The sequence below is a fragment of the Arthrobacter sp. ES3-54 genome (genome assembly GCF_029504395.1).
GTDB lineage: Bacteria > Actinomycetota > Actinomycetes > Actinomycetales > Micrococcaceae > Arthrobacter.
In genome coordinates this window covers 284,876-309,411 of record NZ_JAQFIF010000001.1, presented here as the reverse complement: position 1 = coordinate 309,411, position 24,536 = coordinate 284,876, and the positions used below count along the sequence as shown (strand labels likewise).

The 24,536-nt window shown below is 66.6% G+C and carries 16 protein-coding genes; 2 read left to right on the top strand and 14 right to left on the bottom strand.

Annotation, left to right across the window (positions count from 1 at the left end; translation table 11 throughout):
* Nucleotides 1-66 precede the first annotated feature (66 nt).
* From M2428_RS01500 to glf, 11 genes are all read right to left on the bottom strand, one after another.
* Nucleotides 67-1,167, bottom strand: coding sequence for a glycosyltransferase family 2 protein (locus M2428_RS01500; RefSeq protein ID WP_277522933.1), 1,101 nt, complete (start codon nt 1,165-1,167; stop codon nt 67-69).
* Nucleotides 1,160-2,281, bottom strand: a complete 1,122-nt coding sequence (locus M2428_RS01495) for a glycosyltransferase (protein WP_277522932.1) — start codon at nt 2,279-2,281, stop codon at nt 1,160-1,162. The genes M2428_RS01500 and M2428_RS01495 overlap by 8 nt, the downstream gene beginning before the upstream one ends.
* Complete coding sequence (locus tag M2428_RS01490; protein WP_277522930.1) at nt 2,278-3,384, bottom strand: glycosyltransferase family 4 protein; 1,107 nt, start codon at nt 3,382-3,384, stop codon at nt 2,278-2,280. Before M2428_RS01490 ends, M2428_RS01495 begins: the two co-directional genes overlap by 4 nt.
* 53 nt (nt 3,385-3,437) lie before the next feature.
* The gene (locus M2428_RS01485; protein WP_277522929.1) at nt 3,438-4,433 is read right to left on the bottom strand and encodes a Gfo/Idh/MocA family oxidoreductase; all 996 of its coding nucleotides are present in this window, start codon (nt 4,431-4,433) and stop codon (nt 3,438-3,440) included.
* Nucleotide 4,434: 1 nt separating this feature from the next.
* Nucleotides 4,435-5,526, bottom strand: coding sequence for a DegT/DnrJ/EryC1/StrS family aminotransferase (locus tag M2428_RS01480; RefSeq protein ID WP_277522928.1), 1,092 nt, complete (start codon nt 5,524-5,526; stop codon nt 4,435-4,437).
* Nucleotides 5,523-6,119, bottom strand: coding sequence for an acyltransferase (locus M2428_RS01475; protein ID WP_277522927.1), 597 nt, complete (start codon nt 6,117-6,119; stop codon nt 5,523-5,525). Before M2428_RS01475 ends, M2428_RS01480 begins: the two co-directional genes overlap by 4 nt.
* A 48-nt stretch (nt 6,120-6,167) precedes the next feature.
* The gene (locus tag M2428_RS01470) at nt 6,168-7,457 is read right to left on the bottom strand and encodes a nucleotide sugar dehydrogenase (RefSeq protein WP_277522925.1); all 1,290 of its coding nucleotides are present in this window, start codon (nt 7,455-7,457) and stop codon (nt 6,168-6,170) included.
* Between the two features lie 100 nt (nt 7,458-7,557).
* Nucleotides 7,558-8,283 carry an ABC transporter ATP-binding protein gene (locus M2428_RS01465; protein ID WP_277522924.1) on the bottom strand — a complete coding sequence of 242 codons (726 nt, stop codon included), beginning with the start codon at nt 8,281-8,283 and terminating at the stop codon, nt 7,558-7,560.
* Nucleotides 8,284-9,165: an ABC transporter permease gene (locus tag M2428_RS01460; protein WP_277522922.1), complete on the bottom strand. Its 882-nt coding sequence runs from the start codon at nt 9,163-9,165 to the stop codon at nt 8,284-8,286.
* Between the two features lies 1 nt (nt 9,166).
* The gene (locus M2428_RS01455) at nt 9,167-11,164 is read right to left on the bottom strand and encodes a glycosyltransferase (RefSeq protein WP_277522920.1); all 1,998 of its coding nucleotides are present in this window, start codon (nt 11,162-11,164) and stop codon (nt 9,167-9,169) included.
* Complete coding sequence (glf, locus tag M2428_RS01450; protein WP_277522918.1) at nt 11,161-12,348, bottom strand: UDP-galactopyranose mutase; 1,188 nt, start codon at nt 12,346-12,348, stop codon at nt 11,161-11,163. The genes M2428_RS01455 and glf overlap by 4 nt, the downstream gene beginning before the upstream one ends.
* A 262-nt stretch (nt 12,349-12,610) precedes the next feature.
* On the opposite strand from glf, the gene M2428_RS01445 reads away from it, so the two are divergent.
* Nucleotides 12,611-17,029, top strand: coding sequence for an FtsK/SpoIIIE domain-containing protein (locus M2428_RS01445; RefSeq protein WP_277522916.1), 4,419 nt, complete (start codon nt 12,611-12,613; stop codon nt 17,027-17,029).
* Here M2428_RS01445 and M2428_RS01440 read toward each other — a convergent pair.
* Nucleotides 16,997-17,392 carry a hypothetical protein gene (locus M2428_RS01440; RefSeq protein ID WP_277522914.1) on the bottom strand — a complete coding sequence of 132 codons (396 nt, stop codon included), beginning with the start codon at nt 17,390-17,392 and terminating at the stop codon, nt 16,997-16,999. The genes M2428_RS01445 and M2428_RS01440 overlap by 33 nt on opposite strands.
* A gap of 369 nt (nt 17,393-17,761) precedes the next feature.
* Between M2428_RS01440 and M2428_RS01435 the strand changes: the two genes are divergently transcribed.
* On the top strand, nt 17,762-18,010 hold the full coding sequence (locus M2428_RS01435) for a WhiB family transcriptional regulator (protein ID WP_003804966.1): 249 nt from the start codon (nt 17,762-17,764) through the stop codon (nt 18,008-18,010).
* Between the two features lie 115 nt (nt 18,011-18,125).
* Here M2428_RS01435 and M2428_RS01430 read toward each other — a convergent pair whose 3' ends face one another.
* Nucleotides 18,126-19,595: a PAS domain-containing sensor histidine kinase gene (locus tag M2428_RS01430; protein ID WP_277522821.1), complete on the bottom strand. Its 1,470-nt coding sequence runs from the start codon at nt 19,593-19,595 to the stop codon at nt 18,126-18,128.
* 36 nt (nt 19,596-19,631) lie between these two features.
* Complete coding sequence (locus M2428_RS01425) at nt 19,632-24,506, bottom strand: NAD-glutamate dehydrogenase (protein WP_277522819.1); 4,875 nt, start codon at nt 24,504-24,506, stop codon at nt 19,632-19,634.
* Nucleotides 24,507-24,536: the final 30 nt, after the last annotated feature.

Genomic DNA, 24,536 nt, shown 5'->3' with positions numbered 1-24,536 from the left:
GCGACAAAAGCCCGTTGCCGCCCCTGCTGCTTTAAGACGTTGCCGCCCATGTTGGCAGGGACAGGGCTAGAGCAGCGCGGATGCCGCCATGAACCGCAATGGCGCTTCTGGATGCAGCTGTGCCGCCAGGCTCGACGCGATCAGGGTTTGCGGCCGCCCGAACTTGCGGCGCGCTGCTGCTGCTGCCAGCATCTCAGCCAACGGGCCAGGGGTAAGAATGCTGCGGAGCAGCCGGGCGTCCGCCAGGGACAAGGGCGCATCCGCCCCCGGTGCCGCAGCCAGAAGTGTGCGGGCCACGCGTGCGAGGTCTTCGCGCTCCGCATCCGTCCAGCCGCCTTGGTCCATGCGAGGGAGGATCACGCCAAAGACGTGGACCCGGAGCAACTTGGTGACCAGGGCCTGACGCTGGGCCAGGGGAAGCGCAACGAACCAGGGGTCCGCGACGAGTTCCAGGGCAAAGGCGAACAACTCGCCGATCTCGCGCCGCTGGCCCGTGACCCGGTCCTCCGCGTCGGCGCCGACGACGTATTTGCCCGCCCCCCGGGCGTAGTCGATCCGCCCGCCGCCGAACCATAGTTTGGCAGAGAATATCTGGTCCTCCCCCGTCCGCAGATCAGCGCTGAATTCGAGGCCGAGCCGCTGAATTTCGCTGCGTCGCAGCAGGCCCAGGGGCGCCGTGCGATAGCTCAGGCGGTCCTTGACCGGATCCAGACTGAACCGCCTGCCCACGCGGACCGGCGGAGTCCGGACCGGCGCTCCACCGGCGTGGCGCTGCGGAGCGATGACCATCGCGGAAGAGTGGCTGCGGGCGAGCTCCAGCCACTGGCGAAGGGCGCCGGGCTCGAGATGATCATCGCTGCCGAGGATGCAGACGAACTCGGCAGTAGCCTGCTGCAGCGCATGATTGAAGGGCCCGGCCGGGCTGGGAATCCCGTCGCGGAGTTCCAGGAACCTGGTGGCTGCAGCCAGCCCGGGTGGAACGTTCCTCGAAATCTCGTCCCTGGAAATGTTGTGGCACACCACCGTCACCCGGACGCCGTCGGGGGCGTTCAGCTCCAGGCCGGCCGACGCAATCGAGGAGAGCGCCCTTGCCACCGGTCGGGTGCTGCTGTGCACTGCGATGACGACGTCCACGGCCGGGACCGCCTCCGTTGCGCCGCTATTCACGTCTGCTCCTTCCTGTTGGTCCTGTGCTGGCGAGCACCCGGCCATAGACGTCTTCGAAGAGCCGGCCGACAGTGGTCCGGCTGAACCTGGCCCGGATGGGTTCAGCAATGGTGGAGGGGTCGACGCCCGCGAAGGTCCGGCGGGCCGCCACGACCGCTTCGGCCAGGGACTCCGGCGAAGCGTCGTCCACCAGGACGCCGTTCGCTTCGGTCACGTAGTCAGTGAATCCCCCGACGCGCGGAACCACCACGGGCCGCCCGGCTGAGAGTGCCTCGGCCGCGGACGTGAAGAAGTTCTCGTGCGCCGTCGGGAGGAAGAACAGATGGGCCTGTTCGAAAAACGCGAAGACTTCGGCCGGTGGGACCGCGCCGACCAGAGTAACGTTCCCGCCGAGCTTCAACTCGGCGATCAGTTCTTCGGCCTCGCGGCGAAGGGGTCCGTCCCCCACCCAGCTGAGGTGCACGTCGTGGCCTGATTCCTTGAGCGCTGCGATGGTCCGAATGGCCAGCAGCGGCCTCTTTCCCGGAACCAAGCCGCCAACAGCGGCCAGCAGCAGCCGTTCACGCCCGGGCAGCGGCTGCAGGGGACGGTCGTTGGCGACAACGCAGGGAACCAGCATCGCAGCCTGCGGCCGTGCGAATGCCTGCAGTTTCTCCACTAGTTCTACCGTCACCCCCGTCACGGCGTGCGGAAGCCGCAGAACCCATCGCAACCAGGCGAAACGTGGCCACAGCCCCGCGACATTCCGCGGGTTCGTGACACCGCTCCAATGCTCAGAGTGGACCCAGGGGATCCGTCGCAGCACCGCTGGGAGGGCCGCTACGAGAGCCGAGGAAAACGCCATCGTGTGCAGCACATCCGCCGTCGAGCATTCCCTCAGCAGCAGACGGAGCACGGACAGCGCCGTCCACGGCCGGCGGGGGTCCAGGGAAACCCGGTGCACGGGCAGGCCGGCATATGACTCCGTGGCCGCGGGCAGCCCGCTGCCCAGCCTCACATGCAGCACCCGGACGTCGTGCCGGAATTGGATTGCCTTTGCGTGCTCCAGGTTGAAGGGCGCCTGGGCGGGCGAGCCTTGGCTGGGGAACCACGTAGTGACCACCAGGATCTTCATCGGGAGGTCCTCGCTACCGTGGCAATGACGGCCGCCGCTGCCTGGCCTGCTGCTGCGAGGGAAGCGTGGTCCGCCACCCACTGGGAGCGGAGGCCACGGCCGGTGTCGTCGGTTTCGAGCGCGGCGATCATTGCAGCCGCCACGGCCTGGGGGTCGTGGTCCACGGCGTCGCCGAGTCCGTTCTCAGCCACCACCGCAGCGCCCTCCCCGGTCCCGGCAAATATCACCGGGGTCCCGCATCCTGCGGCCGCATAGATTTTGGTCGGTTTGGCGAAGTCATAGCCTTGACCTGGTTTAATGCTGACGAGTGCGGCTGCGGCTCCCCGAAGCCAGGCCGCAGCCTGCCGGGGCGGAACGACTCCGCCGAAAACCACGCTCCCGGGTGCCACCTCGGCCGCCAGCGCCCGGAGGGCCGGCTCATCCGTGCCCTGCCCGAAAAAGCGGATCTCCGCGTCCGGATATTTCAGCTGCACGGTCGGCAGTGCGCGGACAAAAACATCGGCTCCCTGCCATTCCGAAATGGTTCCGGTATAGGCGAAATACGCCCGCTCACTGGCCGCAGCCTCGCCCTGGGGGTTGAAGACGGAGGTGTCGACCCCGTTAGCCACCACCCGGAGCCGCTCCGCCGGCACGTCGAACTTCGCGACTTGCTCGGCGACGGCATCAGAAATTGCGATGACGCAGGCGGCACGTCGCAGCACGAAGCCTTCGACGCGGCGCATCATGCCGACGACGACGGCGGGCACGTCCGTTGCGGACAGCGCTTCACTCCACACGTCCGCGGCGTAGTACACGAACGGCCGGCGACGCAGCCAGCTGCTGAGGGCCACCACCAGCCCGGTGGTGGGCGGCGGCTCGGAGACGACAACGTCCGCGCCCTGTACCAGCAGGCGGAAGAAGGCCGGTATGTCGAAGCTCAGGTACTGGACATAGCCACGGACGTTGCCGCCCGGGTCCCGCAATACGGGCCAGCGGCTGATTCCGAACGGGACGCTGCCGGCGGAGGCTCCGCCGGGGGCGCGGGTCGTCACGACCTGCACGTCCGCCCCTGCGGCCACCAGACCGTCTACCAGCGCCTGGAGACGAAAGGCAGCGGCTCCCACTTCAGGCGTGAAAAGCCGGGTAGCGACCGCGACCCTCAACCGGTGACGGGCCGTCACGAGGCGGCGACTTTGACCATCTGCCCGGTACGCGCGGACTCCAGCACGGCCTCGGCGACGGCAAGCGTGTCCAGGCCTTCGCGCATGGTCACGACGTCGTTGCGCAGCCCCAGGACGGCGTCGCGGAAGGCCTCGTGCTCGGTGCGCAGCGGTTCTGGCTTAGCGATTGCAAGCCGGGTCATGTTGCCCTCGGATACGCCCCGGAAAGCTGCCATGGACTCCCACTCCGTGGCCACGGTGCCGTTTTCGAAGAACGTCAGGTCCGCCGTGACCGTGTCGGCCACGAAGGCGCCCTTTTCCCCGGTGACGATTGTCAGGCGCTCTTTCATGGGGGAGAGCCAGTTCACCAGGTGGTTGGTGATGACGCCGTTTTCCAACTGCCCGGTCGCCGCCACCATGTCTTCATGCGGACGGCCGCTGCGGGTGGTGACGTGGGCGAAGATTGACTCGAAGCGACTCTGGGCGAGCCAGGCGGTCAAGTCGATATCGTGCGTGCCCAGGTCCTTCACGACCCCGACGTCGGCGATGCGCGAGGGGAAGGGACCCTGCCGGCGGGTGGCGATCTGGTAAACCTCGCCAAGTTCGCCCGCTTCAATCCTCTTCCGCAGCGACTGCAGCGCAGGATTGAAGCGCTCGATGTGACCCACGGCGCCTACGAGGTTCTTGGCCTCGAAAGCATCCACGAGGCGTTGGCCTGCCGCGGCGCTTTCGGCGATCGGCTTCTCCACGAGGGTGTGGACGCCGGCTTCGGCCAGGGCCAGCCCGACTTCCTCATGCATCCCCGTGGGGACGGCGACGACCGCCATGTCCAGGCCTTCGGCAATGAGTTCCGCCACCGAGGACAACACCGTCAGGCCACCGGCCACGCCGTGCGGATCGCCGTAGGCGTCCGCCACAGCGACCAGATCGACGCCGGGCAACTCGCGAAGGACCCGGGCATGGTGCCGGCCCATCATCCCCAGCCCGATCAGGCCTACGCGCAGATTCGCCATCTCAGGCACCGGCCTTGGCCACGGCGTTAACAGCGGCGACGATCCGCTCGAGGTCGTCCTGGCTCAGGGACGGGTGAACCGGCAGGGAGAGCACTTCCTTGGCGGCCGTCTCCGTGTTGGGCAGGTCTTCGGTCCGGTTGAAGGACGGAAGCCGGTGGTTCGGGACCGGGTAGTACACGCCGGTTCCGATGTTGTACTCGTCCCGCAGCGCCTTGGCCAGCCCGTCGCGGTCCTCGGTAACCCGGATTGTGTACTGGTGGTAGACGTGGCCCGCCCCCGCCTTGACCGCCGGGGTCCCGACGTTCTCCAGGTTGGCGTCCAGGAATGCGGCGTTCTGCTGCCGCTGCGCGGTCCAGCCGAGCACCTTGGTGAGCTGGACACGGCCGATGGCGGCGTGCAGGTCGGTCATGCGGGCGTTGAAACCGACGATCTCGTTCTCGTACTGCTTCTCCATGCCCTGGTTGCGCAGCAGCCGAAGCCTGTGCTCGACGGCGGCGTCCGACGTCGTGACCATGCCGCCCTCACCGGAGGTCATGTTCTTGGTCGGGTACAGGCTGAACATGGCGAAGGTGCCGAAGCTGCCCACCTTCTTCCCGTTGAAGCTTGCTCCATGCGCCTGGGCCGCGTCCTCGTAAAGGTCGAGGCCCCGCTCCGCGGCAAGCCTGCCGAGGCCCTCGACGTCGAAGGGGTGGCCGTACAGGTGGACCGGCATGATGCCCTTGGTCTTGTCCGTGATCAGCGAAGCGACGTGGTCTGTGTCCAGGGTGTAGTGGTCCAGCTCGATGTCAGCGAAGACCGGCGTCGCACCGGTCAGTGCCACCGCGTTGCCGGTGGCGGCAAAGGTGAAGGACGGCACGATAACTTCGTCGCCAGGGCCGACGCCGGCGGCGAGCAGACCGAGGTGGAGGCCGGAGGTGCCGGAGTTTACGGCGACGGCTGCGCGGCCGTCGACGAGCACCGAAGAGAACTCGGTTTCAAACTCCGCTACCTGCTTGCCTTGGGCCAGCATTCCGGAGGCGAGTACGGCATCTACGGCCGCCCGCTCGTCATCGCCGATGATCGGCTTTGCTGCGGGGATAAAGTCCAGGCTCATGCGTTGTCCTCTGCCTCTTTCAGGAAATTTTCTTCTTCAACATATTTGGCGCCAGTCTCGGGGCACACCCAGAACCCGTCCGCCTCACGCAGCGGGAAGCCGGCCTTTCCGACCCAACCGAGCCGTTTGGCCGGCACGCCGGCCATCAAGGCGAAGGCGGGTACGTCCTTCGTGACGACGGCGCCCGCGGCGATCGTCGCCCAGCGTCCGATCGTCACCGGCGCCACGCAGACGGCTCGGGCGCCGATGGACGCCCCATCCTCGATTGTGACGCCCACCGGGGTCCAGTCGTGCGCGCTCTTCAACGATCCGTCGGGACTGACGGAGCGGGGGTAGGTGTCGTTCGTGAGGACCACTGCGGGTCCGATGAAGACGCCGTTTCCCAGCTTGGCGGGCTCGTAGACCAGAGCGTAGTTCTGGATCTTGGTGTTGTCGCCGATCTGGACACCGGTGCCTACGTAGGCGCCGCGGCCGACGATGCAGTTTTCTCCCAGGGTGGCGTCCTCGCGCACCTGGGCCAGGTGCCAGATCTTGGTACCGGCTCCCAGCACGGCGCGGTCCGAAACATCAGCGCTCGGGGCAATGTTGTTCATCGTGGATCTCCTGTCAAAGGGAAAAAGCGATCGGCGAATCTACCGGGGTCATGCCTTGCCGATGACACGGTACTGGACGCCGTCCCACGCCTCGGGGCTGCTTACCCTCCGGCCGTCGATGAACACCCGGACGCCCGGAAGGTCCTGCGGCCCCAGCGTGCGGTACTCGGCGTGGTCTGCCTGGACCACGGCCGCGTCCGCCGGCTCCCCCAGGTGGTAGGGCTGGAAGCCCAGCTTCTGGAGTTCCTCGTCGGTGTACAGCGGGTCGTGGACCAGCGCGGTGGCGCCGCGCAGTTCGAGTGCCTTGACGGCGTCGAACACACCGGAAAACGCAGTCTCCTTGACGCCGCCGCGGTACGCAGCGCCGAGTACCACCACGCGGGCGTCGGTCAGGTCGCCATAGGCTCCCTCGAGCAGCCCGATGGTGTAGGCCGGCATGTCGGCGTTGGCCGCGCGGGCTGCGCGCACCACCGTGGCCTCGGGATCGTTCCAGAGGTACAGGCGCGGGTACACGGGGATGCAGTGTCCGCCGACGGCGATTCCCGGTGTGTGGATGTGGCTGTAGGGCTGGGAGTTGGCGGCCTCGATGACCTGGTAGATGTCGATCCCGGCCGTGGCGGCGTAGCGGGCAAACTGGTTGGCGAGGCCGATGTTGACGTCGCGGTAGGTGGTTTCCGCCAGTTTCGCCATCTCCGACGCCTCGGCGGACCCCAGATCCCAGACGCCATTCGGACGCACCAGGTCCGTCCGTTCGTCGAAGTCCAGCACGGCCTGATAAAACTCGACGGCTTTGGCTGCCCCTTCTTCCGACAGGCCGCCCACCAGCTTGGGGTACTTGCGCAGGTCCTCGAACACCCGGCCGGTGAGCACGCGCTCCGGGGAGAAGACCAGGTGGAAGTCCTGCCCCTCGACCAGGCCCGAGGCCGATTCCAGGGCCGGCTTCCACCGGGTCCGGGTGGTGCCGACCGGAAGGGTGGTTTCGTAGGACACCAAGGTGCCAGGTGTCAGGTGCTTCGCCAGTTCGGCGGTCGCCGCATCCATCCAGCCGAAGTCGGGATTCGCGTCCGCGTCGACGAACAGCGGCACAACGAGGACTACAACGTCCGCGTCGGGGACGGCATCCGCGTAGTCGGTCGTTGCCCGGAGCTTCCCTGCCGGCACCAGCGCGGACAGTTGTTCCTGCAGCCGGGCTTCGCCAGGAAATGGCTCCGTTCCGGCGTTGATGAGGTCGACAACCTGCCGGTTGACGTCGACGCCGACGACCTCATGACCCTTGGATGCAAACTGGACGGCCAAGGGCAGGCCGATCTTACCCAACGCAATTACAGCAATCTTCACGATTCTCGTGCCTTTTCTCTCATGCCTGATGGCAGGGCCGAAGGACCTGCCTCCACACTAGCGGCTGCCGCGCCGCGACGGCGGCAGCGGGGTCTGCCGACTAGCTGCGGAGCCTGCTCACCGCATCGCTGATCGGCCCATCGAACAATACATTTCCGTGCTCCAGCAGGACCCCGCGGGCACAGATCCGGGAGACCAGGTCCAGGTCGTGGCTAACGACGACGAGCGTCTTGCCCTTTTCTGCCAGTTCCTGGATCTTGGCTATGCACTTGCGCTGGAACGGTTCATCTCCGACGGCCAGGATTTCGTCGATCAGGAAGACCTCGGGGTCGGTGTGAACTGCTACGGAGAAAGCCAGGCGCAGGTACATGCCGGATGAATAGAACTTGACCTCCGTGTCGATGAATTCGCCAATCTCGGAGAATTCGACGATTGCGTCGAACCGCTCGTTGATCTGCTTCTCGGTCATCCCCAGGATCGCCCCGTTGAGGTACACGTTGTCGCGGCCGGACAGGTCGGGATGAAAGCCCGCTCCGACCTCGATCAGGCCAGCCACCCGGCCGCGCGTGTACACGCTGCCGGAATCCGGGAGCATGACGCCGGAGATGTGCTTCAACAGGGTGGATTTGCCGGACCCGTTGAGGCCCAGCAGGGCCACGGTCTCCCCCGTCTCCACCATCAGGGAGACGTCTTTCAGGGCGTGGAACTTCTTGGAAAGGTCGCCCTTGCGGCCCTTGACCAGCCACACAACCGCCTCCTTGATGGAACGGGTGTGGCGGAGCACGAACTCCTTGCTGATATTGGAAACTTCGATCGCGTTTGCCATTTACAGCTCCTGAGCGAAGCGGCCCTCAAGCCGCCGGAAAGTTAGCTGTCCCAGTGCCAGGACCACGAGCGAAATGGCGAGGCCGACCGGCAGCCACAGGCTGAACAGGTTCGGCGGCATCGCAGCAGAGCCGTCCGTTGTGGGGTACCAGAAAGCGTAATGGAACAACTCGACGCCCACCGTGATGGGGTTGGCCTGATAGAGGGTGAAGAATGCCGGGCCCAGCTTTGACTCCACCATCGTCCACGAGTACATGACCGGCGATGCCCAGGTCGCCACCATCAGCAACATGTCAACGAGGTTCTCCGAATCACGGAAATATACGTTGGCGGCGCCGAAAAGCAGCCCGAGCCCGGTGGCGAGGAAGCCCACAATGGCGAATCCGCCCACCGCGGCCAGCAGTTGGAACGCGTCCGGGTGCCACCCGGCCAAGACGCAACCGATCACGAGGACAACGAGCTGGGGGAAGAAATGCACAGCGGAGACCCAGACCGACGCCACCGGAAACAGTTCCCGGGGAAGATAGATCTTCTTGATCAGGTTGCCGTTATTCACGATCGATCGTGCGGCGTTCCCGAGGGCTTCGGAGAAGAAGTTGATCAGCACGATTCCGGAGAAGAGATACACGGCATAGTTCGAGAGGCCGTCCGGGTTACGTGCACTCTTTTCGAGGCCCAGGAAGACGCCCAGGGCCACGTAGAACACGACAAACTGCACACCGGGCTTCACATAGGACCAGAGGAGGCCCAGGACGGAGCCGCGGTAGCGGACTTTCAGTTCCTTGCGAACCAGGAGCTTAAGCAAAAAACTGGACTGGCGAAGATCCCGAAATCCACCGCCGAGACCCGGGCGGGTCAATTCCCCGGAAATCGTGGTTGTCACGCTATTTCACTTCACTCTGAGTGTGCTCTTCGAAGATTTTCTTCCAGGAATCCAAAGATGTGAGCTCCGGCATCGCTGCCCTGTATTGCTTGCTGAGCGCGTGCCAGTCCTTGAGCAGGGCGGCGTGCAGGCGAGTGCTCTCGGTGAGCATTTCCCGCACGCGCTTGGGGTCCCGCTTGTACCAGGAGGCGCCCGTGCCTTCGGCATTGGAGACGATGGCGCTGTCGAACTGCGCGATCCGCCACCAACGGTTGTCCTGATGCGCAATGCTGGTTTGCGGACGTTCCGCGCTTGTGTGGCCCACGGGGCGGAAAAGCTGCCGTGCGACAGTCTTAGCCGCCCAAGGCAGAAGAGTGATCTTGGACGGCTGCGACACACCGTGCCCACGGCGCGGCGGCTTGTCCATCTTGGGTGTCGGGAACTCGTCCGGATTCGCGCGGAAAATCGAGTCGGAGTAGCCGGCCATCATCTTCCGGATTTCGGGCAGCTTCGACGGAAGCAGTTCCGGCAGGCCGGACGGCCCCTTGAGCACATCTTCGAGCGCCCAGCCGCGGCCGTGCGCGGTCGCGTACTGCATTGACACGAGGTGCTTGATGTCCGCGTACTGTGATTCGCGCACAACGCGGCCGCCGTATTCGTAGGGGCTGTGGAGCAGTGCCGTCACGATCCGGTTGCGCGCGTGGAAGTAAGCCTGCCAGCCGACGAGGTCATCCTTGTCGATCCAGGACACGTGCCACACGGCCGAACCAGGCAGGGAGACTGTCGGGATGCCGTGCGCCTTAGCGCGGAGTCCGTATTCCGAATCGTCCCACTTAATGAAGAGGGGCAGCGAGAGGCCGATTTCCCGAATCGCCGAAGTGGGAATCAGGCACATCCACCAGCCGTTGTAGTCCACGTCGCAGCGGCGGTGCAGCCAGGAGGTCTGGCGCAGGTTCGAGGACAGGAAATCATGTCCGAGGACCATGTCCTCGCTCGGCAAGGACGGCTGGAAGCGGTAGGGGTTGACTACCTCACCGAACGTGTGGAGGACGGTCCGATTGTAGAGGTCGAACATGTGGCCGCCGACGATCGTCGGCGTTTTGCAGCGGTCAGCGAAGGTGAGCAGGCGGATGATGCTTTCAGGCTCAACCACGATGTCGTCGTCCATCAGCAGGACGTAGTCACTGCCGTTTTCGACGGCTTCGAACATGCCCCGGGCAAAGCCGCCGGATCCGCCGAGGTTCGACTGGTTGATGATCCTCAGCTTGCCGCCAAGCGAAGCCCGGACGTCGGCGAAGCCCTCTGCGTCCTCGACCTTTTGTGTGCCCTGGTCGACCAGCAGGATCTCCCGGACATGCCTCAGGGCATCCGGGTTCTCCGCCAGAAGCCGGAGATTATTGAGGCAGAAGTCCGTCTTGTTCAGTGTCGTGATCTGCAAGGTGACCGAACCGGGCGTCTTGTCAGTCGCGACGCCCTGCCACTCGGCGTCGACCATCACCAGCGGCTCGGAGCCGGCCACAAGGTCGAACCAGTACCAGCCGCCGTCGCCGAAGGGCGCCAGGGACAGCTCGAAGGTGTTTTCCGCCGTACCCTCCACACGCCGCGTGTCGACGCGCTGCAGGGACCCGCGGGCGTTCGACTTATAGACGATGACGGATCCTGCGCCCTCGGTGCGCACCTGAAGCCGGACGGAATCTACAGTCGTCCAGCGGCGCCAGTAACTGGCCGGGAAGGCGTTGAAATAGCTGCCGAAGGAAACGCGTTCGCCGGACCTGACCTTGGTGGAGCTCCGCGACAGGAAGTCCTCGACGTGGGCTTCCTTGGCGGCGCTGCTAAACGTCTGCGGCTTGGTCTTTTTTCCTCCGCGGTCACCGACCGTGGGGAGCTGGATGCCGGTTGCGGTGCCCATGTCCATGTACAGGGGAACCGTGTCCATCTGGCTGGCATTGGGCAGGATGACCCGTTGCAGGGTGTCCCACTGCTGGGCGGACTCTACCTGGGTATCGGTTGCGGCGCTCATGCGTCCACTCCCCCGCTTTCAATCTTGGCGCCGCCTTCGAAGTGCGGGCGGATCTTGTTGTCGAACATGGTCAGGGCCGAGCCGATCGCCATGTGCATGTCCAGGTACTTGTAGGTACCGAGACGGCCGCCGAAGAGGACATCCTGCTCGGCCGCCGCCAGGTCGCGGTATTTGAGGAGCCGATCGCGGTCCGTGGGTGTGTTGATCGGGTAGTAGGGTTCGTCACCCTTCTCCGCGGCGCGGGAGAACTCGCGCATGATGACGGTCTTCTCCGTCTGGTAGTCGCGCTCCGGGTGGAAGTGGCGCGGCTCGATAATGCGGGTGTACGCGACGTCTTCGTCGTTGTAGTTCACCACCGACGTGCCCTGGAAGTCCCCGACGTCGATCACCTCTTCTTCGAAGTCGATGGTGCGCCAGGACAGATCGCCTTCGGTGTAGTCGAAGTAGCGGTCGACGGGTCCGGTGTACACGACCGGGATGTTGCCGACTACCTTGCCCTTGCTGTACTCGTGCGACTCATCGAAGAAGTCCGTGTTGAGCCGGACCTCGATGTTGGGGTGCTCGGCCATCTTTTCGATCCACGCGGTGTAGCCGTTGGTCGGAAGGCCCTCGTACTTGTCGTTGAAGTACCGGTTGTCGTAGTTGTAGCGCACCGGAAGGCGGGAGATGATGCTCGCGGGCAGGTCCTTCGGATCCGTCTGCCACTGCTTGCCGGTGTAGTGCTTGATGAACGCCTCGTAGAGCGGGCGGCCGATCAGCTGGATGCCCTTGTCGTTCAGGTTCTGCGGATCGGTGCCGGCCAGTTCGCCGGACTGGTCCTTGATCAGTTCCTGTGCCTGCCCGGGGGTGAGGTTGGCCCGGAAGAATTGGTTGATTGTGGCCAGGTTGATGGGCAGGGAGTAGACCTCGCCCTTGTGGACGCCGTAGACCTTGTGGACGTAGTTCGTGAACGTCGTGAAGCGGTTCACGTACTCCCACACGCGGTCGTTTGACGTGTGGAAGAGGTGGGCACCGTAGCGGTGCACCTCAATGCCGGTCTGCTCTTCCTTTTCGCTGTAGGCGTTGCCGCCAATGTGGTGCCGGCGGTCGATGACGACTACCTTCAAGCCCAGCTCAGTGGCGGCCTGTTCTGCGATTGTCAGGCCGAAAAAGCCCGACCCTACGATGACGAGGTCAGCGGTCACAAACTCTCCTGGTTCGAATGCGGGCAGCGCAATGTTGTGCATTGTCTGCTGGTCTAGCCTACCTGAGACGCGGCTGGTATCAGCGAATCGCGGGTAGCCCCACCGTCCGACGCCGCCCCCGCCACCGGCCCGGGAGCTCCCCATGGCGGGGGTTGCCACCCCGCTCCGAAGCGTTTTCCACATGGCCCAATTTCCCGGGCGCAGCCGGGCCGATGCGCCCCTAACGTGGAACCGGGCCGCCACGCAGGAAAGGATGCCCCGGATGATTTTCCACTGCACTTTAGTACCCAGCACTCTGGTACCCGGCACCCTCATGCAGAGCGCCCCAGCATCAGGTTCGACGCCGGACGGGCAGCTCATTGAGCTCTCCTTCGAGGTCCCGGAACCGTGCCGGGGTGCGGACTTGGAGGCCGCCATCGCCCGGCGCTACGGGACCGGAGGGCTGTCCGTCCGGGGAGTGCCGCTCGCCGCCATGACCGTGGGCGAGCCTCCCCTGGTCCAAGGTGCCGTATTGGTTGAAAGCGCCGTACTGGTTGAAAGCGCCGGGCTGGTCGAAAGAGCAGGGCTGGTTGAAAGAGCCGTGTCGGCTAATAGGTCGGGAACAGCATCCCGCCCCGGTCCCGGCCAGCCGGAAACTCCGACGTTGCTGCTCGCCGTGGACAGCGGTCCCGGCGCGGGTACGCTTGTCGCGCTGCGGAGGGGGCAGTTCCGGATCGGCCGCAGCGGTACCGAGATCGTGATCCCGGATGCCGCCCTGTCGCGGGAGCACGCGCGCCTGGACGTCTCGGACTCGGACGTCACCATCGTGGACCTCGGCAGTGCGAACGGAACCAGCGTCGACGGCCGGAAAGTGCGAATGGTCCCGGTGACCACGGCGTCCTCGATCCGGTGCGGAGACTCCACCATCTCGCTACGGCTCGGGCCGGTGCCCAACGGTGCTGCGGACTCGGTGACGGCGCTTGCAGGCTCCAGCGTTGCCGCACCGCTGGTCGTCCGGGGCAACGCCGCCTCCAGCCACCGGGCCGCCGTGGCACTGGCCGCGGTGCTGCCGCTCCTGGCCGGTGTCGGCCTGGCGCTTCTCACCGGAATGTGGATGTTCCTGGCCTTCACGGCAGTCTCTGGCGTCTCCGTCCTCGTCCCGTATCTGGCGGGCCGCCGGCAGCGCCGCGAGCTCAACGCCGCAGTGGCGGAGGCCGCCTGGCAGGACAGGGAACGACGCCGGCAGGCGGCCCCTTCCGCGGCGGACCTGGCCATCGGTTGTGCGGCCGGGGCGCCCCCGGCGGCCCGTGCAGCCCACGGGGAGTCACCGGAGATCTGCCTGCGGCTCGGGCTGGCGGATCAGAGGGCAAATATCCGGCTGGAACCACCCGACTCCGGCTTCCGGCCACCGCCGCTCGGCCAAGTCCCCCTGACCTTGGACCCGGCACCGACGGTGGTGACCATCCACGGCCCTGCGCCGGCCGTGGCCGGGCTGGTGCGCTCGTTCATCCTGCAGCTGGCGTCCTATCCCCTCGGCGGCAGCACCCGTCTGCTGCTGCATGGCCCGGCGGACACGGTCCCGTTCTCAGCGCGCTTCCTGCCCGGGGTCACAATGTCCGCAAATAACACCACCACCGAGGCCCTGTTGGCTGCCGGTCCCTGCAGTTCCGGCGATCCTGGTAATTCCGGCGGTCCGGGCGATCCGGGCGGGTTGACGGGCGGTCCGCGCGGGTTGACGGGCAGTCCGCGCGGTCCGGGCGGCCCGAGGGAGGGATTCGATCGCGGAGTCCTTATCCTTTGGAGCACTCCCGGGCAGTCAGCGGCCGCGCCCGGGCCGGACACCGCCGGTGCAGGGCCGGCGTTCCGGTCCCTGGCCACGGCACACGGGTGGAGGGTGATCGACTGCACGCCGGCACAGGGTCCCGCAGACCACCCCCGCATTGTCCTCGGCCGGCGCAGCACCCTCATCACCGCCGGGGCCCCGCCGATGGACTTCGTCCCGGATCTGGTCCCGGAGGTGGTCTTTGACCGCTTTTGCCGGGGCTTCATTGCCGCACGGCCCATTGCGGCGACTCCCCCGCCGGCCATCCCCCAGCACTGCAGCCTGGCCGACGTCCTTCCCCTCGCGGCGCCGGACATCTCCCGGCGCTGGTCCCGGACCAGCGCGGAAGCCGGACTGGGTGCGCCAGTCGGCGCGGGGAGCCTGGGGACTCTGAGAATCGATCTGAAGGCGGACGGTCCGCACTTCCTGGTCGCAGGGACCACCGGTTCCGGGAAGTCGGAGCTTTTGCGGACTCTTGCCGCCGGCCTCGCGGCCAGCCATCCGCCGGACCGGGTCACCCTGCTCTTCATAGACTTCAAGGGCGGCTCGGGCCTGGGCCCGCTGACCGGACTCCCGCACTGCGTCGGCATGCTCACGGATTTGGGCGCCGCGCAGGTAGAGCGCACGCTCGTTTCCTTGCGTGCCGAGGTCCGGCGGAGGGAGGAACTGCTCGCCCAAGTGGATGCCCCTGATCTCGCGGCCTACGAGTCATCGGCGATTGCCGGACCGCCGGTCCCCTATCTGGTCATCGTCGTTGACGAGTTCAGGATCCTGGTGGACGAAGTGCCCGGCGCACTCTCCGAACTCATGAGGATTGCCGCCATCGGCCGGTCACTGGGGATCCATCTCATCATGGCCACGCAGCGCCCGCAGGGAGCCCTGAACGCCGATATCAGGGCCAACGTCACCACCTGCATCGCCCTCCGCGTCCAGTCCGGCCCCGAATCGTTCGACATCATGGACTCCGGGCTCGCGGCCGCCATCCCCATCGAACGTCCGGGGCGGGCGTTCCTGATCCGCGGCGCCCAGGCCCCGGAAGAGTTCCAGACGGCCGTCCTGACACCCCGGGCCCCAGCGCGGACAGATGGAGCGGTCACAGTGCGCACCGTCACGGACTTTCTGACGCGGGCACCGGCAGTACCCGGGACCGACGGCTCCCCCAACGGGGGAGCTCACGACCGCGGCGCCGCCCTGACTCCGGCGCAGGGGGCGGCCCTGCTCATCGACGCCACTGTGGGCCTGTGGCAGGAGCGCGGTGGGCGGCCGCCCCGCCGGCCGGTGGCAGATCCCCTGCCGGCGTTGCTGCCCCATCCGGGTTCCGGGCGAGCGGACCGGGACACGGTCAGGCTGGGCCGGGTGGATCTGCCGGAACTCCAACGCGTCTCGGAGCTGGGCTGGAGTCCCGCCCGGCACGGGCATCTGGGCCTCGTCGGCGCCGAGGCGGGCGCCGGCGATGCCGTCTTAGTGCTGGCTGTCGAGCAGCTCCTGACCGGCACGGTGGAGTCACACCTGTACTTACTCGACGCCGCCGGTGTGTTCAGCGCCGTCGCTGCGGCGCCCCGCGTCGGCACGGTGGCGGGCCTGGATGAAGTGCGCCGGGCCGCCAGGGTGCTGCGCCGGATCGCCGAAGAAGCCACGTCGCGGCTGAGCGGGCCCGCGGCCGGGCCGCGGCCCCGGCTGGTCCTGGTGCTCAGCGGCTGGGGTGCCTGGGTTTCGGCATTCCGTTCCGGGCCGCTGGCGTGGGCTGAAGACCTCGTCCATGACATTGTGCGGGACGGTTCCCGGGCAGGGATTACCGTCATCGTCTCTGGCGAACGTGAGCTTATGACCGCGAGGTTTTTCGCCGGCCTGCCCAACCGGATCTTCTTTCCAGCAGGGTCTACCGACGAGGGCCGGCTGGCGTGGCCGCGGCTTCCGGCGTTGGAGCCGGTCGCCGGCCGCGTGGCCGTGTTCGGTGCCTTGGTGCCCGCTCCCTCGGCGACCGGGCACGCGGCCCAGCTGTTCGAACCGCCGGCCGAGGGCGGGCGGTATCCCGCTGGCGAAGCCGTCTCGGTGAGGCCCTTTAGGGTGGAAGCGCTGCCTGTACTGGTGACCGTGGACCAGGTGCTGGCCCAATGCTGCAACCCCGGCCCGGGTCGGAGGATTCCGCCGCCCGGTCCCTTGCCGGGAGCCATGCCGGCCGGCGCGCACATCTCGGTCCCGGCGCCCGCCCTGCTTCTCGGGGTCGGCGGAGACGAACTCCGGCCGCACGGGATTCGGTTTCCGGCCGGCGGCGTCCTCGCGGTCCTCGGCGGCCCCGGTTCCGGAAAGAGCACGCTGCTGGCTGCGCTCCCGGGACTGAACCCAACCTTTGCCTGGCTCTCGCCGCGGCCGGGAACCGATCCCGGTCCGTACTGGTCCGGGCTCCACGCCAGCGCGCTCGCGGGCACCCTCGACCGGACAGCGATAGCGCTCGCAGACGACGCTGACCTGCTCGCACCCGAAGCCAACAGTGCCCTGGCGGCCCTGCACAGTCTTGGCTGGAGGGTGATCCTCACCGCGGGATTTGGCCCGGCCTTTGGGCTACGAGTGGATCTGGCTGCCATCGCGCGCAGCCAAGGGCGGGCGGTCCTGATTTGCCCGCGGGGGCTCATGGAAGGCGAGCCGTTCGGTGTCCGGTTCGAAGCGGAACACAGTCCTCCGCCGGGGCGCGCCGTCGTCATCTCGGAAGGCCGTGCGACGCCGGTCCAGCTGGCTACGCCCTGCTCTTCTGTTCAACTTGGCCCTCCCTCCCAGCTCGCTCCGGTCCGGACTGCCGGCGGGCGGGTCCGGAACTCCCACGCGCAGCACGCCGCTCGGGACGGCCCTTTACAGGGCGGGCGGGGCTCCGGCCGCCCGTGAGGCAAACGCTATGACCCGCTTGTCGAACAGGAGCACGATGGCCGTCACGGCGGGGATCAGCATGGCCAGTCCGGCCACCGGATAGCCACCGGTCAGGGTCGGGAAGCCAATGGTCAGCACGAAGAGCTGGGCCACCAAGGCACCGGCCCGCGGCCAACGGAACCCTCGGAGCAGGAAGCGTGCCACGGCAAAGAGCCATGCGGAGAACGCCAGCAGCAGGCAAAGCGTGAAGACGGCGCCCCAGAAGGAGAGCACCGGCGCTCCTGTCAGGAGCTGCGTCCCGTACCAGCCGGCAGCCACGAGCAGCGCTGCGGCCTCCAGCGCGACCACGACGGCGATGACAATAATTCCCTTTGGCCTCACAGGATTTCCGGCCGCGGCTCCGTCCGGATTCCGGAGCGAGTTTTCGCCGGGATGCCCGCCGTCATTCCCGCGGGGATTTTCAGCGGGGTTTTCACTGGGGTTTTCAGGGTTCACAGGGGGCCTTGACACACTGGCACACTACCGGACATAGTCGTCTAGATGTGAGGACGCCGCCACTGAATGTGACGCATCGCTCACGGTCTCGAGGCATCTCGCCCTCTATTACCCCTTGTTTACACAGCGTTAACATGACACGCTTAATCAAGATGACCGAGGGGGCCCCAATGGGCCCTTTTCTTATGAAGCCTCTAGTGAATAAATTCACAAAGGCATTTAAACGAGTTCCCATGAATGGAGTGACTGATCAGCATGGATTGGCGTAACCGCGCAGCCTGCCTTGACAAGGACCCGGAGCTGTTCTTCCCCGTTGGAAACACGGGCCCTGCCCTCCTGCAGATCGAGGAAGCGAAAAGTGTTTGCCGCCGCTGCCCCGTTGTGGACACCTGCCTGCAATGGGCTTTGGAGTCCGGCCAGGACGCCGGAGTGTGGGGCGGTATGAGCGAGGACGAGCGCCGCGCCCTGAAGCGCCGCGCTGCACGGGCACGCCGCGCTTCCTGATTCTACTGCCAACGCACTGGCAGCTACAGTGCCGGCAGCCACCGCACGAACCTGCAGCAATGGCCGAGGACCCACGGGTCCGCGGCCATTGCCGTTTAAGCCGCCGGGCGCATCGTCACCGTGTCGAGAGGCTCAGGACAATCTGGACGGCGGTTCCCCCGCCGTCCCTGGCCTGCCAGTGGATGGTGCCGCCAAGTTCACTCATGACCAGTGTGCGGACAATCTGCAGGCCGAGGCCCTCGACATACGGCGTGTCCGGCAACCCGACGCCGTCGTCCTCCACCGTCACGGTGAGCAGTTCATCCCCGTCCTCGGTCTCCGAGCGGTCGGCGAGCAGCCAGACAGTACCGGTCCGCCCCTCCAACCCGTGCTCGACGGCGTTCGTGACCAGTTCGTTGATGACCAGGGCCAGCGGGGTGGCGAAGTCGCTCGGCAGATCCCCGAAGAGGCCCGACCGCTGGGTCTTGACCTGCTGCGAGGGCGACGCGACCTCGGCCGAAAGGCGGAACTGGCGGCCGATGAGTTCGTCAAAATCAACGCTCTGGGTCAGGCCCTGCGAGAGTGTCTCATGCACCAGGGCAATGGTCGCCACCCGCCGCATGGCCTGCTCGAGCCCCTGCTTGGCCTCGTCGCTGACCATGCGCCGCGACTGCATCCGCAATAGGGCCGCGACGGTCTGCAGGTTGTTCTTCACGCGGTGATGGATCTCGCGGATGGTGGCGTCCTTCGTGACCAGCTCCATCTCCCGGCGACGCAGCTCCGAGACGTCCCGGCACAGGACCAGGGCACCGAACCGCTGCTGCTCGTCGCGCAGCGGGATCGCACGCAGCGAAAGACTGACACCGCGTGACTCAATTTCACTGCGCCACGGCATGCGGCCCGTGACCACCAGCGGCAGTGTTTCATCGACCATGCGCCGGTCCCGCAAAAGTCCCGCCGTCACCTCGGCGAGGGACCGGCCCTCGAGGGACTCGCCGTCGCCGAGGCGGCGGAATGCTGAGACCCCGTTGGGGCTGGCGTACTGCACGATCCCCTCGGCGTCGAGCCTGATCAGGCCGTCACCCACACGCGGAGCGCCGCGGCGCGAACCTGTGGGCGACGCGAAGTCCGGCCACAGCCCCAGGGTTCCCATGCGCAGCAGATCGTAGGCGCATTGCCGGTAGGTGAGCTCGAGCCGGGAGGGCATCCTTGAACTGGAAAGGTCCATGTGGGACGTCACGATCGCCAGGGTGCGGCCGTTGCGGACCATCGGGACTGCCTCGACCCGCAGCGCCATATCGCTGCTCCAGTTGGTCTCGTTGGAGCGCTCGATCGCGCGGCTCTCCCACGCCTTGTCGACCAGCGGCTGCAGGTCCGACCTGATCCCCTCCCCCACGAAGTCGGCATGGAACACCGTGTGCGTGGTGGAGGGGCGGACGTGGGCGAGTGCCACGTAGCCGAACTCAGGATGCGGAAACCACAGAGCGAGGTCGGCGAACGCGAGGTCGGCGACCATCTGCCAGTCGCCGACCAGGAGGTGCAGCCATTCGGCGTCCCCCGGGCCAAAATCAGCATGTTCCCTGATTGGGTCCGTAAAGATTGCCACAGCACCTCCATTTGCGACACCAGGGACGGCAGCCCCTTAGCGTCGGACGATTGACCTCAAGAGCCTCAATGCTACCGACAGTGAGGCCATGTCATCGGCCTCGAGCGCATTGACCTCGTCAAACATGGACTTCGCGCGGCCCAGCTGCTCCGCGTTCTGGCCCTCCCAGGCCACCAGCCGCTCTTCAGCCGAAGTCCCGGCCGGAGTGCTCTCCAGCACCGCCGTCGTCATGTCCGAGACGGTGGAGTAGAGGTCGTCGCGCAGTGCTGCACGGGCCAGTGCCTGCCAGCGGTCCGCCCTCGGCAGCTTGGTGATGCGTTCGAGGAGGGAATCTGCATGGAAGCGGTTGAAGACCGTGTAGTAGACGTGGGCAATATCGGCTACGGACTCCTTGCTGCCATGGACGATCTTGGCGATATCCAGGAGCACGAAGCTCTCGAACAGTTCCGCCCAGCGGTGTGCCAGGTCTTCCGGAAGGTCCCAGCTGCGCGCCTTCTCCAGCCATTCGGCCACGCGGGCGCGGTCGTCGCCCCGGAGGTAGTCCAGCAGCCGGGCCCGCATGGGATCCATGAGCGGCTTGAATTCGGCCACGATCTCGGCGATGGGACGGGACGCGGAGCCCTGGCCGAGGAGCCACCGGACGGCGCGGTCCAGCAGCCGCCTGATGTCCAGGTGGACGGTGCTCCAGTGTTCGGTCGGGAACGACGCAGGCAGTTCGTTGAGTTCCTTGACCATGATGTCCAGCTCGTAAACCTCGCGGAGTGCCACGAACGCCTTGGCGAGGGCCGCCTCCGTGGCCGAGGTTTCCTCAATGGCGCGGAACGCGAAGGTGATGCCGCCGAGGTTGATCATGTCGTTGGCAACCACGGTCGCGATGATCTCGCGGCGCAGCGGGTGGGTGTCCAGTTCGGCGTCGAACCTCTCCCGCAGCTGCTCCGGGAAGTAGTTCCGCAGCGTCGTGCGGAACCACGGGTCATCGGCGAGGTCGCTGTCACGCAGCGCGCTGGCCAGTTCGATCTTGGCGTAGGCGGCCAGGACCGAAAGCTCCGGCGAGGTCAGCCCCTGGCCCTGTTGCAGGCGCTCCTGCAGCGTGGCCGTGGTGGGCAGCGCCTCGAGGTCCCGCTTGAGGTCCGCCGACTTTTCCAGCCAGTCCATGAGCCGTTCGTAGCTGGGGCTCCATTCGGAGACCCGCATCCGGTCGTTGAGGAGCAGGATGTTCTGGTCGATGTTGTCCTCGAGCACCAGCCGGCCGACCTCGTCGGTCATCGAGGCCAGGAAGTCCGCACGCTCGGCGGGCTCAAGCTTGCCCGCCGCGACCATCCGGTCCACGAAGATCTTGATGTTGACCTCGTGGTCCGAGCAGTCCACACCGGCCGAGTTGTCGATCGCATCCGTGTTGAGGATGACGCCCTGCAGCGCGGCCTCGATGCGTCCGCGCTGGGTCATCCCCAGGTTTCCGCCTTCGCCGACCACCTTGACCCGCAGTTGTCGGCCGTCCACGCGGATGGCGTCGTTGGCCTTGTCGCCAACTTCGGCATTCGTTTCGGTGCTGGCCTTGACGTAGGTGCCGATGCCGCCGTTGTAGAGCAGGTCCGCCGGGGCGAGGAGGATGGCGCGCAGGAGGTCCGGCGGGCTCAGCTCCGTGGTGCCCTCGGGGAGGCCGAGGGCGGCGCGGACCTGCGCGGACACGGGGATCGACTTGGCCTGCCGGGCAAAGACACCGCCGCCTTCGCTGATGAGCGACTTGTTGTAGTCGTCCCAGGAGGACCGGGGCAGTTCGAAGAGCCGCTGGCGCTCGGCGTAGGACGTTGCCTCGTCCGGGGTGGGGTCGAGGAAGATGTGCCGGTGATCGAAGGCTGCCAGCAGGCGGATGTGCTTGGAGAGCAGCATGCCGTTGCCGAACACGTCACCGGACATGTCGCCGACGCCCACCACGGTGAAGGGCTCGGCCTGGGTGTCGAGGTCCAGTTCGCTGAAGTGGCGCTTGACCGATTCCCAGGCGCCGCGGGCGGTGATGCCCATGGCCTTGTGGTCATAGCCGACGGAGCCGCCGGAGGCGAAGGCGTCGCCGAGCCAGAAGCCGTATTCGCCGGCCAGCCCGTTGGCGATGTCGGAGAAGGACGCCGTGCCCTTGTCGGCCGCGACCACCAGGTAGGAGTCGTCGTCGTCATGGCGCACGACGTCGGCCGGCGGCCGGACGGTTTCGCCCTCGGCCGTCACGATCAGGTTGTCCGTGATGTCCAGGAGTCCGCGGATGAACGTCTTGTAGCTCTCGACGCCCTCGGCCATCCAGGCGCTGCGGTCGGCTGCGGGGTCCGGGAGCTGCTTGGCATAGAAGCCGCCCTTGGCGCCCGTCGGGACGATGACAGCGTTCTTGACGGTCTGGGCCTTCACGAGGCCCAGGATTTCGGTGCGGAAGTCCTCGCGCCGGTCCGACCAGCGCAGGCCGCCGCGGGCCACCTTGCCGAAGCGCAGGTGCACGCCCTCGACCCGGGGCGAGTAGACCCAGATTTCGAACATGGGCCGCGGGAACGGCAGGCCCGCGATGCGGGATGGATCCAGCTTGAAGCTCAGGTGGGGCTTGTTCTGGTAATAGTTTGTACGGAGCGTGGCCTCGATCAGGTTCTTGAACGTGCGCAGCAGCCGGTCGGCGTCGAGGGTCGCGACCTGCTCGATCGCTGCGTCCAGTCCGGCGAGGACCTCGACCTCCCGGAGCACGCGCTCCGCGTCGCTGAGTGCCGGGTCAAAGCGTGCCGTGAACAGGGCGCTGAGTCCCCGCGTGACCTCCGGGTTCGCCAGCAGGGTGTCCGCCAGGAATCCGAAGGAGTTGGTGTTGCCCATTTGCCGCATGTATTTGGCATAAGCGCGCAGAACGACCACCTGGCGCCAGTGCATGCCCTCCCGCAGCACCAGCCGGTCGAAGCTGTCGGACTCCACGGCGCCGGTCACGGCAGCGCCGAAGGACTCGCCCAGTAGCTGGCCGGTGGCCTGGGGATCCACGCCGGCGGGGTACTTGAGGCCGAGGTCGTAGAGGAAGAAGTCCCGCTGATCCGCGGTCTCAATCTCGAACGGCCGCTCGTCCAGGACCTCGAGGCCGAGGTTATGGAAGTACGGCAGGATCTGGCTCAGGCTCTTCGGCTCCAGCATGTAGAGCTTGACGCGGGCGTCCTCTTCCAGCGTGGCGCCGGCGCCTTCGGGTAGGTAGACGTGGACGCCGGGCTGCTCCTTGACCCCTTCGCCGGCCCGTTCGGCCGCGGCACCGTACTTTTCGAAGCGGTCGATGTCCTGCAGCGCGTCTTCGATCTCATAGTCCACGCGGTAGCCGGCTGGGAACGCTTCCGCCCAGACGGCTGCCAGTTCCTTGGCGCCGTTCTCCCTGAGGCCCGCGCCCCCGCCGTCGCCGCGGGCGCGCAGAACTTCGGAAATGCCTTCGCCCCACGAGCGGGCGGCCCGGACCAGGCGCTTCTCCAGCTCGTCGCTGTTGACGTTGCTGACGTCGGCGTCCTTGGGCAGCCGGATCCGGAAGAAGAGGCGGGCCAGGGCGGACTCCGTCATGCGCGCCTCGTAGTCGATGGACACGGCGTTGAACGTCTCCCGCAGTTCCTGCTCAATGCGCAGGCGGACGTTGGTGGTGTAGCGGTCGCGCGGCAGGTAGACCACGGCGGACATGAACCGGCCGTAAATGTCGGGCCGGAGGAAGAGCCGCGTCCGGCGGCGTTCCTGCAGCCGCTGGATGCCGGTGGCGATGGCGGCGAGGTCCGGGATTTCGATCTGGAAGAGCTCATCGCGCGGGTAGGTCTCGAGGATGCCCAGCAGGTCCTTGCCCGAGTGCGAGTCCGGCGGGAAGCCGGCGTCGTGGAGGACAGCGGCCACTTTTTCCCGGACCACGGGGATATCACGGACGGAACCGGCGTAGGCGGTGGTGGCGAAGAGGCCGATGAAGCGGCGTTCCCCGTTGACGTTGCCGGCGGCGTCGAAGCTCTTGACGCCGATGTAGTCCAGGTACGCCGGGCGGTGCACGGTGGAGCGCGAGTTCGCCTTGGTGATCACGAGGGCGCGCTTCTCGCGTGCCTTTTTCCTGCCGGCCTCGGTGAGGTGCTGGACCTGGCGGCTGTCCGCGCCGGCGCGGAGCAGGCCGAGGCCGCTTTCCTCGCGCAGTTCCAGCACATCCTCGCCGGACACGTTCACGAGGTCGTATTCGCGGTAGCCGAGGAAAGTGAAGTTCCCGTCATCGAGCCAGCGGAGCAGGTCCTGGGCCTGGCGCAGCTCGGCAATCTGCGCCCGGTTGGCCACCCGGTCCAAATCCGCGGAGATCTCAAGGGCCTTCGTGCGCATCTTCGGCCAGTCTTCGACGGCGGCGCGGACGTCGCCGAGCACCCGGGTGATTCCCTTGACCAGCTCGGCGCGCTTGTCCTCGTCGACGAGGTCGATTTCGACGGCGATCCAGGATTCCATATGCGAGGCGTTGTCGCCCTCGGCGATCAGGTGGGAGAGGTTCGGCATGGCCGCCGTGTCGCCGCTGGAGATGCCCAGGTGGGAGGGTACACGCGCCACCTTAACCAGGTTGCCGGTCTCGCGGTTGCGGGTCACCACGAAAAGCGGGTGCAGCACGAGGTGGATGGGTGCGTTCTGGCGGACCAGTTCGGCGTTGACGGAGTCCACGAGGAAGGGCATGTCATCGGTGACGATGTACAGGACGCTGCAATCGGCCTCGTCACGGACGGCGATGTTCGCGATGCCAGGCTGCCGCGTCGCCGCGATCTGGCGGTGCGTATCCGCCCTTGCCGTCAGGACTTCCTGGGGGTAGGCCCGGAGATCCTCCTCCGCGAGGTGCTCGTAGTAATCCCCGAGGTAGCTTTCGCTACTCCCGGTCGAAACGGGCTGATCCTCCACGCTGGACCCAGACGACATCGAAACGCCTCCATAAAAGAAGTTCACAGC

Coding starts and splice junctions, on each gene's coding strand:
- M2428_RS01495 (WP_277522932.1), bottom strand. CDS start 2,281: ATGAAGATCCTGGTGGTCACTACGTGGTTCCCCAGCCAAGGCTCGCCC.
- M2428_RS01465 (WP_277522924.1), bottom strand. CDS start 8,283: ATGGCAAACGCGATCGAAGTTTCCAATATCAGCAAGGAGTTCGTGCTC.
- M2428_RS01455 (WP_277522920.1), bottom strand. CDS start 11,164: ATGAGCGCCGCAACCGATACCCAGGTAGAGTCCGCCCAGCAGTGGGAC.
- M2428_RS01480 (WP_277522928.1), bottom strand. CDS start 5,526: ATGAGCCTGGACTTTATCCCCGCAGCAAAGCCGATCATCGGCGATGAC.
- M2428_RS01445 (WP_277522916.1), top strand. CDS start 12,611: ATGATTTTCCACTGCACTTTAGTACCCAGCACTCTGGTACCCGGCACC.
- M2428_RS01425 (WP_277522819.1), bottom strand. CDS start 24,506: ATGTCGTCTGGGTCCAGCGTGGAGGATCAGCCCGTTTCGACCGGGAGT.
- M2428_RS01475 (WP_277522927.1), bottom strand. CDS start 6,119: ATGAACAACATTGCCCCGAGCGCTGATGTTTCGGACCGCGCCGTGCTG.
- M2428_RS01485 (WP_277522929.1), bottom strand. CDS start 4,433: ATGGCGAATCTGCGCGTAGGCCTGATCGGGCTGGGGATGATGGGCCGG.
- M2428_RS01435 (WP_003804966.1), top strand. CDS start 17,762: ATGGATTGGCGTAACCGCGCAGCCTGCCTTGACAAGGACCCGGAGCTG.